General features: G+C 63.8%; 13 protein-coding genes. 8 read left to right on the plus strand and 5 right to left on the minus strand.

Annotated features, from left to right (window positions below):
• Positions 1-232 precede the first annotated feature (232 nt).
• Positions 233-1177 (minus strand): 4-(cytidine 5'-diphospho)-2-C-methyl-D-erythritol kinase, encoded by a 945-nt coding sequence (locus tag BKG76_RS04540; protein ID WP_070936333.1) that lies wholly within the window; start codon positions 1175-1177, stop codon positions 233-235.
• Positions 1178-1266: 89 nt separating this feature from the next.
• On the opposite strand from BKG76_RS04540, the gene BKG76_RS04545 reads away from it, so the two are divergent.
• The gene (locus tag BKG76_RS04545; RefSeq protein WP_070936335.1) at positions 1267-2184 is read left to right on the plus strand and encodes a bifunctional helix-turn-helix transcriptional regulator/GNAT family N-acetyltransferase; all 918 of its coding nucleotides are present in this window, start codon (positions 1267-1269) and stop codon (positions 2182-2184) included.
• Here the strand turns inward: BKG76_RS04545 and BKG76_RS04550 are convergent.
• Complete coding sequence (locus BKG76_RS04550; protein ID WP_070936337.1) at positions 2181-2843, minus strand: TetR family transcriptional regulator; 663 nt, start codon at positions 2841-2843, stop codon at positions 2181-2183. The two genes, BKG76_RS04545 and BKG76_RS04550, sit on opposite strands and share 4 nt — an antisense overlap.
• A 180-nt stretch (positions 2844-3023) precedes the next feature.
• Between BKG76_RS04550 and BKG76_RS04555 the strand changes: the two genes are divergently transcribed.
• Genes BKG76_RS04555 through BKG76_RS04570 form a run of 4 tightly spaced genes read left to right on the plus strand, consistent with a single transcriptional unit; the run spans position 3024 to position 8682 of the window.
• Positions 3024-3419 carry an MmpS family transport accessory protein gene (locus BKG76_RS04555; protein ID WP_232783654.1) on the plus strand — a complete coding sequence of 132 codons (396 nt, stop codon included), beginning with the start codon at positions 3024-3026 and terminating at the stop codon, positions 3417-3419.
• Entirely contained in the window at positions 3416-6328 is a 2913-nt protein-coding gene (locus BKG76_RS04560) for an MMPL/RND family transporter (protein ID WP_070936341.1), read from the plus strand. The genes BKG76_RS04555 and BKG76_RS04560 overlap by 4 nt, the downstream gene beginning before the upstream one ends.
• Before the next feature lie 46 nt (positions 6329-6374).
• Positions 6375-7178 carry a serine/threonine-protein kinase gene (locus BKG76_RS04565; protein WP_070936343.1) on the plus strand — a complete coding sequence of 268 codons (804 nt, stop codon included), beginning with the start codon at positions 6375-6377 and terminating at the stop codon, positions 7176-7178.
• Between the two features lie 19 nt (positions 7179-7197).
• Positions 7198-8682 (plus strand): amino acid permease, encoded by a 1485-nt coding sequence (locus tag BKG76_RS04570; RefSeq protein ID WP_070936345.1) that lies wholly within the window; start codon positions 7198-7200, stop codon positions 8680-8682.
• Between the two features lie 3 nt (positions 8683-8685).
• Here BKG76_RS04570 and rsmA read toward each other — a convergent pair whose 3' ends face one another.
• The 3 genes from rsmA to BKG76_RS04585 form a co-directional block, all read right to left on the minus strand.
• Positions 8686-9582, minus strand: a complete 897-nt coding sequence (rsmA, locus tag BKG76_RS04575) for a 16S rRNA (adenine(1518)-N(6)/adenine(1519)-N(6))-dimethyltransferase RsmA (RefSeq protein WP_070936869.1) — start codon at positions 9580-9582, stop codon at positions 8686-8688.
• Positions 9546-10673 (minus strand): resuscitation-promoting factor, encoded by a 1128-nt coding sequence (locus tag BKG76_RS04580; RefSeq protein ID WP_070936347.1) that lies wholly within the window; start codon positions 10671-10673, stop codon positions 9546-9548. Before BKG76_RS04580 ends, rsmA begins: the two co-directional genes overlap by 37 nt.
• A gap of 83 nt (positions 10674-10756) precedes the next feature.
• A complete protein-coding gene (locus BKG76_RS04585; RefSeq protein ID WP_070936349.1) occupies positions 10757-11632 on the minus strand; it encodes a TatD family hydrolase in 876 nt (291 codons plus the stop codon).
• Here BKG76_RS04585 and metG point away from each other — a divergent pair.
• The 3 genes from metG (at position 11574) to BKG76_RS04600 (ending at position 15396) form a co-directional block, all read left to right on the plus strand.
• Entirely contained in the window at positions 11574-13235 is a 1662-nt protein-coding gene (gene metG / locus BKG76_RS04590) for a methionine--tRNA ligase (RefSeq protein WP_269085929.1), read from the plus strand. The two genes, BKG76_RS04585 and metG, sit on opposite strands and share 59 nt — an antisense overlap.
• An 89-nt stretch (positions 13236-13324) precedes the next feature.
• The gene (locus BKG76_RS04595) at positions 13325-14482 is read left to right on the plus strand and encodes an NAD(P)/FAD-dependent oxidoreductase (RefSeq protein WP_070936353.1); all 1158 of its coding nucleotides are present in this window, start codon (positions 13325-13327) and stop codon (positions 14480-14482) included.
• 8 nt (positions 14483-14490) lie between these two features.
• Positions 14491-15396, plus strand: a complete 906-nt coding sequence (locus tag BKG76_RS04600) for an RNA polymerase sigma-70 factor (RefSeq protein ID WP_070936870.1) — start codon at positions 14491-14493, stop codon at positions 15394-15396.
• Positions 15397-15432: the final 36 nt, after the last annotated feature.

Raw genomic sequence — 15432 nt, forward strand, 5'->3', positions numbered from 1 at the left:
AGTTTCCTCCTGGCCTAGGCCTGCTGGGCGAGTCACGCTTCCTTACCGGATGCTCCGCCACCCGTGCCACGACGTGCGGTAGGCGCGCGCAGGGCCGTTAGCAGCGGATTCATATCGTTCAGGTGACAGTCCGGATGCCTTCTTATGATCCGTTAGCATCTTAGGCTTTTCTTAATCGCCGACCAAACCCAGTGTGATCTTGATGTTTGGCGTGTCGCCCCACTCGGCGTGTCTAGCCGTCGCTGCGGCCTTGAATGACCTGCGCCCCATGGACGGGACCGCTGGCCACCCGGACCGTGCGGCATACGCCCGCGCCGGCCAGCTCCGCGCTGACATGGACTGCGTCGTCGGCCGAGGTACACAAGAACGCGCAGGTAGGGCCCGATCCGGAGACGATTCCGGCCAGTGCACCCGCGGACTCCCCCGCCCGCAGCGTCCGGCGCAGTTCGGGGTTCAGACTCACCGCCGCCGCCTGCAACTCATTACCCAAGAGCGGTGCCAATCGGCGCGCATCGCCGGCGGCGAGCGCACCCAAGAGTTCATCTGCCTCGGCGAGCCGAGGCGGATCGCCGTTCTCGCGCAGCCGGTCGATCTCCTTGAAGACCTGGGGCGTGGCCAAACCACCGTCGGCGAAGGCGAACACCCAGTGAAAGACGTTGCGCGCCAATACCGTGGCCAGCTGCTCGCCCCGGCCGGTGCCCAGCGCGGTGCCACCGTGCAACGCAAATGGCACATCGCTGCCCAGCTGAGCGGCCAGGTGGTGCAGATCGCGGCGCGGAACACCGGCGCGCCACAGCTCATTCATCGCGACCAGGACCGCGGCGGCATCGGCGGAGCCGCCGGCCATACCGCCCGCGACGGGGATGTCCTTATTAATAAAGATCGAGACGTCGGGGGCGCGGCCCACGTGATCGGCGAACAGCTCGGCCGCCTGCCAGGCGAGATTGCGTTCATCGGTGGGCACCGTGCCTTCGCCCTGCCCGACGACGTCCACGGACAGCACGTCGGCGTCCCGGACGGTGACGTCATCGGCCAACGACACCGCGTGAAAAACGGTGGTCAGCTCGTGATAGCCATCCTCACGGAGGTCACCTACGGCCAGGTACAGGTTGACCTTGCCGGGCGCCCGAACGGTCACCGCGCCGGTAGGCACCCAATCGGAGACGGTCTCGGACACGCCCCTGAGGGTACGTTCTGGCGACGCGGATAGCCGCCACGCATCAAACAACGGAGACATCGCGGCTTTATCTGACTAAAGTCAGATAAATGACCGATACCCTGGTTGACGGCCTGCGCAGCTTCAACAGGACCGTCACGCAACGGATAGGAGTCCTGGAGAGCGAATACCTCGCCCGGGACCGCCCGCTCGGGCAGTCCCGGGTGCTGTGGGAAATCGGTGAGAACGGCTGCGACATCCGCGAATTGCGAGCCCGCCTGGGCCTGGACTCGGGCTATCTCAGCAGGCTGCTCCGCGCACTGGAAGGCGCCGGGCTGATCGACGTGAACGCAGCCGACGGCGATACCCGAGTGCGCACCGCACGGCTGACCAGTACCGGCAGCGCCGAACTGGCCGAGCTCGACCGCCGCTCCGACGACCTGGCGCAATCGATCCTCGAACCGCTGAGCGCGAATCAGCGCCGTCGGCTCGCCGACGCCATGGCCGAGGTCGAAAAACTCTTCGTGGCCTCGCAGGTTCAGATCGCCATCATGAACACCCGCTCCCCCGAGGCCCGGTACTGCATTCGCTCCTACTTCGAAGAAATTGCCACCCGGCTCGAAAACGGGTTCGACCCCGCGCTGGCATTGCCCGCCGGCGATGCCGAACTCTCCGCACCCGCTGGGCTGTTTCTCGTCGCGACCCTGCACGAGGAGCCCGTCGGCTGCGGCGGGCTGAAGCTGCTCAGGAATGCCGACAGCATCATCGAAGCGGCCGAGATCAAACGAGTGTGGATCTCCCCCAACGTCCGCGGCATGGGGCTCGGGAAACGCATCCTCACCGAACTAGAGCGGCAGGCCACCGCGCACGGCGCACACACGATTCGCTTGGACACCAACCGGGCGCTGACCGAGGCGATCGCGATGTATCGCTCGGCGGGTTATGACGAGGTCGCCGCGTTCAACCACGAGAAGTACGCGCACCACTGGTTCGAGAAGCGCCTCGACGCCTCAAGCCCGCGCGCCTAGGCCCTTTTCGTCGCCCCGATGCATGTCGCGGTCAGTAACCGCGTGAGCGTGCTGGCGAAATCGGTATCCCAATCATCCGGAATGCCGGGCTCCTCGCTGAAGTCGTGTTCGAGCCCCTTGGGGGGATGCGCGAACTGCCACAACATGGCCGCGAGAGCGAAGGACGACATGACGACGTCCAGTGCTGCCTCACGGTCGAGCTCCGGCGCCGATCGCTCTATCGCCTCGACGATGGTCATCGCGGCCGCCTGGTTGACCCGCTGCGCCTCACGGACTTGGTCGATGACCACCTCGTGCTCGAAGTGGACGTAGTGACTGCCCAGCAGATCGCAGAACAGCGGCGCATCGACAAGCGCGCCCGACAGTATCGCGCCGACCTCGACAGGCGACCGTTCCTGTGAACCCTCCAACGCCATACAGACGGACTCGGCCAACTCCGCCATGCCCTCGGTCGAAAGGCGCAGCAGCACTTCTTTGTGGGAGCTGAAGTAGCGGCGCACCGCGGAGTGATGGACCCCCGCACGATTAGCCAAACCGGTGAGAGTGACGGACGCGACACCCGACTCCAACGCCAAGGAGCGCGCGGCTTCCACGAGCGTTGCCGCACGTTGACGCTTGTTCTCCTCGGAGCGGGCGCGCCGAAAACTCAGGGAAGTCATCTCACTCAAGATAACGCACGGCGTGTGACTTGCGGGCCCATCTACCCACTGGTAGGTTGCCTGTAACGCACAGGCTATGCGTTACAGGCGAAGCTTCGAATAGTTCTCCGGTTCAAAGCAAACGGGTGAAGGGGTCCTGCGATTCTCAGCGCATTGAAGCGGGCGTGGATCCCCGTGGTGATGGTGCTCGTGTTGGCCATCGCGGGCTTTGCGGTATGGCGGATTCGCGGCATCTTCGGCTCGTCGCAGCTGCCCACCTACGCCGGCAGCATGACCGACGACAAGAACAACTCCAAGCCCAAGCATGTGCTCTACGAGATCTTCGGCCCTCCCGGCACCATCGCGGACATCAACTACATCGACAAGGAAGGGGAGCCCCACCAAATCAACGGGGCGACGCTACCGTGGTCGATTGAGATCGTCACGACCGCACCGTCGATGACGGGAAACATCCTGGCCCAGACCCGCAACGCCGATGGACTCGGTTGCCGCATCACGGCCAATGACGAGAAAAAAGACGAGAGGTATACCAACGAGGTGAGCGCCTACGTCTACTGCTTTGTGAAGTCCGCATGAGCGGGGCGCACGCCAACGGAGAGCCGACTTTCCTGGCCAAATGGATCCGGCGTCTGTCCATCCCCATCGTCATCGCATGGGTTGCGGTCGTCGTCATTCTCGCGCTCTCGGCGCCTCAGCTCGAGCAGGTGGGTCGCGAGAACACGGTTTCGCTGAGCCCCTCCGACGCGCCGTCCATGAAGGCCATGAAGAACATGGGGCGCCTCTTCCAGGAGTCCGACTCCAACAGCGCCGCCATGATCGTGCTCGAGGGCAACCAACCGCTCGGGCCCGGCTCGCACAAGTTCTACGACGAGATGGTGTCGCAGCTGCGCGCCGACACCAAACACGTTCAGCACGTTCAGGACTTCTGGGGCGACCCGCTGACCGAATCCGGTGCGCAGAGCACCGACGGCAAGGCCACCTACGTTCAGCTGAACCTCGCCGGCGACATGGGCGAGACGCTCGCGAACGAATCGATCGAATCCGTCCGCGATGTCGTCAAGAAACTCACGACCGACGAACACGGCAATCCCAAACCGATGCCGGACGGTCTCAAGGTCTACGTCACCGGCCCGGCCGCTCTCCAGGCCGATATGGGCCATGCCGGCGACAGCAGCATGATCAAGATCACCGGGCTGACGTTCATCGTCATCATCGTGATGCTGCTGTTCTTCTACCGATCGATCTTCACCGTGCTGCTGGTGCTGCTCATGGTGGGCATCCAGCTGGGTGCCGCACGCGGCATGATCTCGGTGCTTGGCGACAACCACATCATCGGGCTGTCCACCTTCGCGGTGAACCTCCTTGTGGTGCTCGTCATCGCGGCCGGGACCGACTACGCCATCTTCCTGATCGGGCGATATCAGGAAGCAAGAGCGAAGGGGCTCGACAGCGAGGCCTCTTACTACGAGATGTTCCATGGCACAGCACATGTCATCTTGGGCACCGGGTCGACCATCGCGGGCGCCATGTACTGCCTGAGCTTCACCCGGATGCCGTACTTCCAGACCATGGGTGTGCCGTGCGCGGTGGCCGTCCTCACCGCGGTGGCCGTCGCACTTACCCTGGGGCCTTCGCTGATCACCATCGGCAGCAAGTTCGGGTTGTTCGAACCCAAGCGCGCCATGCGAATTCGCACCTGGCGTCGTATCGGGGCCGCCATCACGCGCTGGCCCGGCCCCATCCTGGCGGCCTCGATGGCCATCGCCATCATCGGATTGGCCGCGCTTCCCGGATACAAGACCAGCTACGACGACAAGAAGTACATCCCCAAGGACATCCCCGCCAATCAGGGTTTCCAGGCCGCCGACCGACACTTCGATCCGGCCCGGATGAACCCGGAGATGCTGGTGCTGGAGTCCGACCACGATTTGCGGAACTCCGCGGACTTCCTGGTCATCGACAAGCTCGCCAAAGCCGTCTACCGGGTACCGGGAATCGCACGCGTGCAAGCGATTACCCGTCCACAGGGCACACCGATCGAGCACAGCTCCATCCCATTCCTCATCAGCGCCCAAGGCGTCGGCCAGGTGCAGAACCTGAAACTGATGAAAGACCGCATGGCAGACATGAAGGTCCAGGCCGACAAGATGGGCGTCATGGTCGGCACCATGAAGAAGATGCTGGCCAACATGACCGAGCTCACCGGCGTGATGCACCAGATGATCGGCGACATGCACACGCTGCAGGGCACCATCCATGACATGCGGGACAGCCTGGAGAATTTCGACGACTGGTTCCGCCCCATCAAGAACTACTTCTATTGGGAGAAGCACTGCTTCGACATCCCGGTCTGCCAGGCGTTCCGGTCGATCTTCGAAGTACTGGACAAGATCGACGACCTCACCGAGAACATGGACGCCATGGTCTTGTCCATGGAGCAGATGGACGTCATCATGCCCCAGATGGTCGCGGACATGCGGGACATGATTCCGCTCATGGAGTCGATGCAGAACATGATGCTGACGATGCACAGCACCATGGCCGGCATGTACGACCTGCAGGACGAGACGAGCAAGGACTCGACCGCCATGGGCAGGGCGTTCGACAAGGCCAAGAATGACGACTCGTTCTATCTACCGCCGGAGATCTTCGACAACCCGGACTTCAAACGCGGCCTGAAGATGTTCCTGTCTCCCGATGGCAAGACACTGCGCATGATCATCTCGCATCGCGGTGATCCCACGTCGCCCGAAGGACTTTCGCATATCGAGCCGATCAAGCTGGCGGCCATCGAAGCGGTCAAGGGCACGCCCCTGGAAGACGCCAAGATCGAACTCGGCGGCACCGCAGCGACATTCCATGACATGGCCGACGGCGCGCGCTACGACCTGATGATCGCCGGTATCTCCGCGCTGTGCCTGATCTTCCTGATCATGCTGCTCATCACCCGCAGCTTCGTGGCCTCGCTGGTCATCGTCGGCACCGTCTTGCTGTCCCTGGGCGCATCATTCGGTTTGTCGGTCATCATCTGGCAGTACATCCTGGGCCAGGAATTGCACTGGATGGTCATGCAAATGGCGATCATCGTGCTCCTGGCGGTGGGCTCCGATTACAACCTGTTGTTGGTTTCCCGGCTCAAGGAAGAGCTCCCGGGCGGGCTGAAGACGGGCATGATCCGGGCCATGGGCGGTACCGGCAGTGTAGTGACCTCCGCAGGCCTGGTCTTCGCCTTCACCATGATGGCCATGGCCATCAGTGACCTGACCATCATCGGCCAGGTGGGTACGACGATCGGCCTCGGTCTGCTGTTCGACACCCTGGTAGTGCGGTCGTTCATGACACCGGCCATCGCGACCCTGCTGGGCCGCTGGTTCTGGTGGCCGCTGAACGTGCGTACCCGTCCACTACCCCCGCCGAGAACACCGCAGCCGCCGGCATCCGTTCCGCCTCCCCCGGCGCCCGTCGGCGCAGGACCGGCGTACTAGGACCGAATTCTTCACCCCGCTGGGCGACTCGTGACACCCTCGGTGCATGCCTGTACCAGGTAGTGAGTTCAACGGCTACATCGTCGACGCCCTCGCGGGCCGTGGCGGGACGGCGCAGGTCTACCTGGCACACCGCGCCGACGACGGGTTCGCGGTTGCTCTGAAGGTGCTGGAGCCGCGGCATCAAAACCCGGAGAACATCGACCGGCTGCACCGCGAATTCGACTTGGCCCAACGGTTCTCACACCCCCGCATCATCACGATGTACGAACGCGGCGAGGACTGGCTGGCCATGGAGGCGCTTACCGGCGGCTCGGCTCAAGACCTGGTGGGCACGGATCAGAGCTGGATCATCCCGATCAAACTGACTGCCCTACAACAGATCGCCGGAGCACTGGACTACATTCACGAGGCCCAGGTGGTGCACTGCGACGTGAAGCCGTCCAACATCATGCGCGGAAGCTCAGGCAACGCCGTACTCACCGATTTCGGTGTGGCGCAGGAACTCACTCACGCCGACGGGCCGCGCCGGCCCGTCGTGCACACCTCACTGCCTTACGCCGCGCCCGAGGTACTGCGTGGGCAACCCGTCACCGCAGCCACCGATCAGTATGCGCTGGCCTGCACGGCTGTCGAACTGTTCGATGGCAAACCCCCGTTCACCGCACGAACGGTGCTCAAACTCGTCGATATGCAGCTGAACGCCACGCCGTGGCCGATTTCATACCGGCATAAGCACATTCCCCGCGCTTTCGATTCCATCGTCGCCAAGGCGATGTCCAAGGATCCGTTAAGCCGCTACCCGACATGTACGGAGTTCATAACACTTTTGACACACGCGATGACCTAATCCCCGGTAGCGTCGCCCCATGGCATCTCCAGCTAATTACGATACGTCGGGCCTCGCCCGCGAGGACGAGGGATATCACAAAGGCCTGAAGAACCGCCAAGTGCAGATGATCGGGATTGGCGGTGCCATCGGCACCGGCCTTTTCATGGGCGCCGGAAAGCGCTTACACGAGGCCGGGCCAAGCCTGTGGCTCGTCTACGCCGTCTGCGGCGTGTTCGTGTTCTTCATGTTGCGCGCACTCGGAGAGCTGGTGCTGCACCGCCCATCTTCGGGGTCTTTCGTGTCGTACGCGCGCGAATTCCTCGGCGAGAAGGCCGCTTATGTCGCCGGATGGATGTACTTCGTCAACTGGGCGGCCACCTCGATCGTGGACGTCACCGCCATCGCGCTCTACATGCACTACTGGGGCAGCTTCAAGGCCATCCCGCAGTGGACCATCGCACTGATCGCTCTCATCATCGTGCTCACGCTGAACATGATCAGCGTCAAGCTGTTCGGCGAGATGGAGTTCTGGGCCGCACTCATCAAGGTCATTGCCCTAGTGGCCTTCTTGATCGTCGGCGTCGTGTTCTTGGCCGGGCGATTCACCGTAGAGGGTGCCCCCACCGGGCCCTCGATACTCGCCGACAACGGCGGGCTCTTCCCCACTGGGTTACTGGCCCTTGTGGTGGTCACCTCCGGGGTGGTCTTCGCCTATGCCTCAGTGGAATTGGTGGGCACCGCGGCGGGCGAGACGGAGAACCCCGAGAAGGTCATGCCGAAAGCCATCAACGCCGTGGTTGTCCGCATCGCCGTGTTCTATGTCGGCTCATTGATTCTGCTCGCGCTGCTGCTGCCGTACACCCTCTACAAGGAGGGCGAGAGCCCGTTCGTGACGTTCTTTTCCCGGGTGGGTTTGCCCTACGCCGGTGACATCATGAACTTTGTGGTGCTCACCGCCGCGCTGTCCAGCCTCAACGCCGGCCTGTACAGCACCGGCCGCATCCTGCGATCCATGTCCATGAACGGCAGTGCACCACAGCTGCTGTCCCGCATGACATCCAACGGTGTTCCCTTCGCCGGCATCGCGCTCACCGCATGCTTCACCGTGGCCGGCGTGTTCATGAACATGGTCATTCCGGCCAAGGCTTTCGAAACGGCACTGGACGTGGCTGCCCTCGGCATCCTCGCGTCGTGGGCCACCATCGTCATCTGTCAGCTGCGGCTTTACCAGTGGTCGCAGCGCGGCATCCTGCGTCGCGGCAAGTTCCAGATGCCCGGCGCCCCCTACACGGGGTACGCGACACTCGTCTTCCTCGTGGTGGTGCTGGCGCTCATGTGTTACGAAAACTATTGGAACCTGGTCGCTCTGGCGATCTTCACACCGCTACTGACTATCGGTTGGTACCTCTCCAGGGAACGCGTCATGCAGCTGGCGCAGGAGCGAATCGGCTATACCGGTCAGTACCCGGTGATCGCGGAGACACCGATGATGGACGATCCGCCCAACCTCGGTGACAAATAGGACCTAGCTGATCGACGAACGCTCCAGCAGGCGCGCGAAATCCGCGACGTCCAGCGTCTCGCCGCGACGCGCGGGGTCGATGCTGGCGGCCAGCAGACGACGTGCCGACTCGTCACCCGAGCCCGCCCACTCGGCAAAGGCGTTGCGAGATGTCTTGCGGCGCTGCGCGAACGAGATGTCGATGAGATTGAAGAGCTCCTTGCGGAACCCGGCGTCAGAGGGCCATGTCGCATCCGGGTGACGATCGATGCGCACCAGGCCCGAGTACACCCGTGGGATCGGCCAGAACACCGCAGGCGACACTGTGCCGAGACGCTTCACCTTGCCGAAGTAGCGCACCTTGACGCTGGGCACCCCATAGATCCGCGAACCAGGCTCGGCAGTCAGTCGATCGGCAACCTCGGACTGAACCATCACCAAAATGGTTTTCACCGAATCGAATTCGGTCAAAATCCGTAGCAGTGCCGGCACCGCGACGTTGTAGGGCAGGTTCGCCACCATCGCCGTCGGCTCGCCCTGGATATCGGCGGGCGTGAGGTTCAGAACATCCTGGTGAATCACCGAGAACCGGTTGAACTCACTGTGCGAATGTTCCTTGATGGTGGCCGGCAGGCGCCGTGCGAGTACGGGATCCACCTCGACGGCGGTCACCGCGCAGCCCTTGTCGAGCAGGCCCAGCGTCAGCGAACCCAGGCCGGGCCCAACCTCGATGACATGATCACCCTTGCCCACACCCGATGCCGACACAATCCGGCGAATGGTGTTGGCGTCGTGAACGAAGTTCTGGCCCAGCGTCTTCGTCGGTCGGAAATCGAGATCCTTGGCCAGTTGTCGGATCTCGGTGCGGCCGAGCAGCCTGATGGTCAGCGGGCACCAACTCTCGCGCTGCACACCGGCCAGGCGCCCCACCCCTGCGCGGACAATGTCTTCTCGGCGATGGCGATCTGCTCCTCGCGCGTCGCGAGATCAGCGCGCGGCGCGTACTTGCCACCACCGTGCGCCAGCCAGGTGCCGAAGTCGAACTGCACGCCGCCGTAGAAGCCGTTGCCGGTGTTGATGGCCCAGTTGCCGCCCGCCTCGCACTGCGCCAGGGCATCCCAGGCCGAACCACGCGTGACGTTGGGCACCTCGGTACCGGGCTTGGCGCCCACCCGAAGCACCGAATCGCGGGCGGGGGTCAGCACGTTGTTGGACACCGGCATGCGTCCGGTCTCGCGGCCATTGACCGACAGCACCGAGTAGACGATGTCCTGGGTGCCCGGAGCGCCCGGATCCTGGACCACCGAGCGACTCATGTTCATCTCGGGGTCTTCGATCTTCTGCGGAGTCGGTGCCAGCGGGGCCTGCTCGGTCACTCGGCTGACGCGGATGCGCGTCACGGTGATCGGCATGTCGGCGGTCACCGGAGTGCTCGGCGCGGGATCGACGGTGTCGAACTGCTGCAGCGGGTTACCCGTTGCCTCCAGCAGCGCACCCACGGTGGGCGCTGCGATGCGCGGGGTACTGATCGCACCGCCATCGTTGAGCTGGACGGTCTTGGCGCTCACCACGGCCAGCGACATACCCTCCAGCGGGAGGCGGCTGCCGCGGGTGGCGGCGGTCGGCGCGGTGTCGGTCATCGACAACTGCGACAGGGCATCGCTCACCGTGCTGGCGGTGGTCCACACCTGCTGGGTGCCCTGGCCGTCCACGGAGATGTCCAACGGACGCGAACGCTTCAGAACAATGGTGTCGCCGTTGCGCACCGAATCGTGCTTGGCGGGGGCGACATCGTCACGGTCGGACAGTGCGTATCCGTAGTCGGCGAGGACCTCGGACACCTGCGACTTGACGGTGGTGACCGTCATGGCGTTTCCGTCGACGTTGAGAGTCAGTGTCTTGTGCGCAGCGATGGCGTAGCCACCGCCCGCGCCGATCACCACCAGCAGGGCGGCCACAAGGGCGCGTAGCAAGGGCGATCGCGTTGCGTTGAGCTTCGTCAGTGCATTCACGAGTAGGGGTTTCCTGCGTTCGTTTCGGAGCCTCGATGCCGGACGTGGTGGGGCGCAATCCGGCTGATAATCATCCTCATTGATCACGACACGGTAACGAAAGCATCGCGTGGGGGCAACTCATCAACGATCTTGAACACCCCGATTGCGGTCGCAGATGAGGCTTTCGCTAACCGGTCAGCTGTTCGCCCAGTTATTTCCGCCAAGGCGCGAACGGTGTATGGCAGGCAATACGGTTCATTGGGTGCGCCCCGGTAAGGATGTGGTGTCAGGTAGGGCGCATCAGTCTCTACCAGCAGTTGTTCGTCCGGAATGAGCACGGCAGCCTCTCGCAGCGCGCGGGCGTTCTTGAAGCTGACCGTCCCGGACAAACTCAAGATCCAACCCTCAGCGACACATTTTTTCGCCATTTCGGCATCCGACGAGAAGCAGTGGAAGATAACCGAGGGCGGCGCACCCTCGGCCTTCAGCACATCGAGCACTTCCGCGTCGGCGTCACGGTTGTGAATCATCAGCGGCTTGCCCGTCCGCTTGGCCAGCTCGATATGCCAAGCAAATGCTTCGCGCTGCACCGATGGCTCCGCGCACCCCTCCAAACGGCCCGGCCAATACAGGTCCAAACCGGTCTCGCCGATCGCCACCACCCGGGGGTGGGCAGCCAGCGTCTCCAATTCAGCACGTGCGTCCCCGGTAAGGTCGCCGGCCCGGGTGGGATGCAGCGCCACCGCGGCATACACCCGCGGATCGGCGGCAGCGGCCGATACCGCCCAGCGGGCGGACTCCAGGTCGTCGGCCACCGTCACCACCCGTCCGACACCGACGGACTCTGCGTGATCGACCATGGCGCGTACGTCCTCGGCAGTGACCGCACCGCACGCATCCAGATGAGTGTGGGCATCGATGAGGGGTGCGAGCGGCAACGGGTCGGGTGGTCGGGAACGAATATGGCCGGGCGTCATCAGAACACCAGTCTATAAAGTTGCTCAGACCATGCCTGAATCATTGGATCCGTTCTACATCACCACCGCCATCGCGTACCCGAACGGCGAACCGCACATCGGACACGCATATGAGTACGTCGCAACCGATTCCGTGGCCCGGTTCAAACGGCTGGACGGCTTCGACGTGCGCTATCTCACCGGCACCGACGAGCACGGTCTGAAGGTGGCGCAGGCGGCGGCCGCGGCCGGAATCCCGACGGCGCAGCTCGCGCGGCGCAACTCCGATGTCTTCGAGGCATTGCAGCGCAAGCTCAACATCTCCTTCGACCGGTTCATCCGCACCACCGACCCCGATCACCACGAGGCGTCCAAGGCGATCTGGCGCCGGATGGCCGACAACGGTGACATCTATCTAGACACCTACTCGGGGTGGTACTCGGTACGTGACGAGGCGTTCTACACCGATGCCGAGACCACGGTCGCCCCCGACGGCACCCGCACCGCCACCGAGAGCGGTACACCCGTCGAGTGGACCGAGGAGCATTCCTACTTCTTCAGGCTGTCGGCGTACCAGGACAAGCTGTTGGCGCACTACGAGGCCTATCCGGAATTCATCGGCCCGGCGGTGCGGCGCAACGAGGTCGTCAGCTTTGTCTCCGGTGGTCTACGTGATCTGTCCATCTCCCGGACCACCTTCGACTGGGGGGTGCAAGTACCCGAGCATCCCGATCACGTGATGTACGTGTGGGTCGATGCGCTCACCAACTACCTGACCGGTGCCGGTTACCCCGATACCGATTCAGAGCTGTTCCAGCGGTACTGGCCGGCCAATGTGCACATGATCGGCAAGGACATCATCCGGTTCCACACCGTGTACTGGCCCGCCTTCCTTATGTCCGCCGGGATCGAGCTGCCGAAGCGGGTTTTCGCGCACGGCTTCCTGACCAACAAGGGCGAGAAGATGAGCAAGTCGATCGGCAATGTGGTGGATCCCATCAACCTCATCGATACCTTCGGCCTGGACCAGGTGCGCTACTTCCTGCTGCGCGAGGTGCCGTTCGGCCAGGACGGCAGCTACACGGAGGACGGCCTGATCGGACGAATCAACGCCGATCTGGCCAATGAGCTGGGCAACCTGGCTCAGCGGTCCCTGTCGATGGTGGCCAAGAATCTCGGCGGAATCGTGCCGGAGCCCGGCGAATTCGCCGCGGCGGACCATGAACTGTTGGCGGCCGCTGACACGCTACTGGAGCAGGCTCGGGCGCATTTCGAGGTGCCCGCCATGCATCTGGCACTGGAAGCGATCTGGCAGGTGCTGGGCGCGACCAACCGGTACTTCTCGGCCCAGGAGCCGTGGGTGTTGGCCAAGAGCCTCCAGGCAGACGGAGCCGCGGCCGACCAAGAGCGATTCGGCACCGTGCTCTACACCACGTTGGAGGTGGTTCGGATCGTGGCGCTGCTGGTGCAGCCGGTAATGCCCGAGTCCGCGGCCAAGCTGCTCGATCTGCTGGGCCAGTCCGAGGATCAACGGGACTTCACGGCCATCGGGACACGGTTGAAGCCCGGCGTCAGCCTGCCCGCACCGACCGGTGTGTTCCCGAAGTATCAGGTGCCCAAGTAGGTCACGAATGTGAGCCCGGTCACGGTCTGTCACAGATTTCGCCGCCCCGGTGTCTTAGGGGCATCAGCGAATGAAAGGAAGTCACCGAAATGACCGAGAACACCCGAGTGATCGTGATCGGCGGGGGCTACGCCGGAACCCTGGCGGCCAACCAATTGCTGGCCAACAAGAACCTGACCGTGACCCTCGTCAATCCGCGACCACACTTCGTCGAACGGATCCGCCTGCACCAGCTGGTCGCCGGTAACCGGGGTGCGACGGTCGACTACGACCAGCTGCTCAATCCGGCCATCCGTCTTGTGGTCGACAAGGTCACCCACATCGATGCCGACGCCCAAAAGCTGGAACTCGCCTCGGGTGCGCTCCTGCCGTATGACTATCTGATCTACGCCGTCGGAAGCACGACCACTACCCCCGACATCCCGGGTGTGGCCGAAAATGCGTTGTCCATCAACGAGTTCGAACACGCCCAACAGGTACGCGCCCGGTACGAACGACTCGCGCCGGACGCACCCATCGTGATTGTCGGCGCGGGTCTGACTGGTGTCGAGCTGGCCGGGGAACTCGCCGAGGCCGGCCGCACGGTGACGCTGATCTGCGGCGCGCAGCTGTTGCCTTCCGTCGGCGAACCGGCACGGCGCGCCGCGGCCAAGCGGTTGGGCAAGCTCGGTGTGCAGGTGCTGGCGCCCGCCACCGTGGTTCGGGTCGACGAGGACGCGGTGACCCTGTCCGACGGCCGGGTACTGACGAGCGCGCTGACGGTGTGGACCGCGGGGTTCGGTGTGCCGCGGCTGGCCGCCGACAGCGGGCTGCGGACCGACGCGCTGGGGAGATTGCTCACCGATGAGACGCTGGTCAGCGTCGATCATCCCCGCGTCGTCGGGGCCGGTGACGCGGTAAGCCCCTCAGGCGTGCCGCTGCGGATGAGCTGCCAGGCCGCCGGGCCGCTGGCCGCGCGTGCGGTCAAGACTGTGCTGGCCCTGGTAGACGGGCTGCAACCGGTAGCGGGCGGACAGATCTTCGTCGGGCAGAACGTCAGCATCGGACGTCGTGCCGCCGTCATCCAGACCTCACGCGCCGACGACACACCACGCAAGCTGTTCATCGGCGGCCGGACCGGTGCGGCGATCAAGGAAATGATCTGCCGCGGAACGGTTTACTTCCTGAAACAGGCCGCCAAGCATCCGAAGGCCTATTACTGGCCGCAGGGCGGCAAGCGCGCTGAAGCCCTCAAGGTACAGGCGTAACGGTGACGGTGTCTGACTCCGCGCACGCCGAACTGTTCACCCACCTGCGCCCGTTGTTGTTCACCATTGCGTACGAAATGCTGGGTTCCGCAACGGAAGCCGACGACGTACTACAGGAGAGCTATCTGCGGTGGGCGCAGGTGAATCTGGACTCGGTCACCGACACCAAGGCCTATCTGGCGCAGATTGTCAGCCGTCAAGCCCTGAATACGCTGCGCACCAACAGCCGTCGCCGCGAGGAGTACGTGGGCCCGTGGCTGCCTGAGCCGGTACGGGTCGCCTTCGACGGCGATACCGAGGACGCCTCGGCCGATGTGGTCCTGGCCGAATCAGTGTCCATGGCAATGCTGGTGGTACTGGAGACGCTGGCCCCGGATGAGCGCGCGGTATTCGTGATGCGCGAGGTCTTCGGGTTCGATTACAGCGAAATTGCTTCTACCGTATGCAAATCCGAGGCTGCGGTGCGTCAGATAGCGCACCGCGCCCGCGAGCATGTGCAATCGCGCCGCCGCCGGTTCACCCCCACCGACCAGCAGGCCGAAGAGATCACCACCAAGTTTCTGCTCGCGGCCGCCGGTGGCGATGTCGACGCCTTGGTGGAGATGCTTGCCCCCGACGCGGTGTGGACATCCGACGGCGGCGGCAAGGTCAGCGCGGCACGACGTCCGGTGTACGGGGCCGACAGAGTGGCCCGCGTGGCGATCGGACTGTCCCGGGCCGCCGCGGAGTTCCCCGACATGCGAATGGAATTCAGCATCTACAACAGCACCCCGGCGCTGCTGATCTACAGCGAAGGGCGCCTCGACGTCGTGCTTGCCGTCTCGATCGCGGACGGCAAGGTGGCCCACGTCTTTGCCATCCGAAACCCCGACAAATTGGCCACCGCCGAAATCACGCGCCGGATCAGCAGATAACCAGTGGCGGCCGCGGCCGGATATCGGACAGAATCA

Origin of the sequence: Mycobacteroides franklinii, from assembly GCF_001853795.1 — a bacterium.
In the GTDB taxonomy this organism is placed as follows: domain Bacteria; phylum Actinomycetota; class Actinomycetes; order Mycobacteriales; family Mycobacteriaceae; genus Mycobacterium; species Mycobacterium franklinii.

Excerpts from the sequence above, each read along its gene's own strand:
- BKG76_RS04545 (WP_070936335.1), top strand. The coding sequence starts at position 1,267 with ATGACCGATACCCTGGTTGACGGCCTGCGCAGCTTCAACAGGACCGTC.
- BKG76_RS04550 (WP_070936337.1), bottom strand. The coding sequence starts at position 2,843 with ATGACTTCCCTGAGTTTTCGGCGCGCCCGCTCCGAGGAGAACAAGCGT.
- BKG76_RS04555 (WP_232783654.1), top strand. The coding sequence starts at position 3,024 with ATGGTGCTCGTGTTGGCCATCGCGGGCTTTGCGGTATGGCGGATTCGC.
- BKG76_RS04560 (WP_070936341.1), top strand. The coding sequence starts at position 3,416 with ATGAGCGGGGCGCACGCCAACGGAGAGCCGACTTTCCTGGCCAAATGG.
- BKG76_RS04565 (WP_070936343.1), top strand. The coding sequence starts at position 6,375 with ATGCCTGTACCAGGTAGTGAGTTCAACGGCTACATCGTCGACGCCCTC.
- BKG76_RS04570 (WP_070936345.1), top strand. The coding sequence starts at position 7,198 with ATGGCATCTCCAGCTAATTACGATACGTCGGGCCTCGCCCGCGAGGAC.
- metG (WP_269085929.1), top strand. The coding sequence starts at position 11,574 with ATGAGGGGTGCGAGCGGCAACGGGTCGGGTGGTCGGGAACGAATATGG.
- BKG76_RS04585 (WP_070936349.1), bottom strand. The coding sequence starts at position 11,632 with ATGACGCCCGGCCATATTCGTTCCCGACCACCCGACCCGTTGCCGCTC.
- BKG76_RS04595 (WP_070936353.1), top strand. The coding sequence starts at position 13,325 with ATGACCGAGAACACCCGAGTGATCGTGATCGGCGGGGGCTACGCCGGA.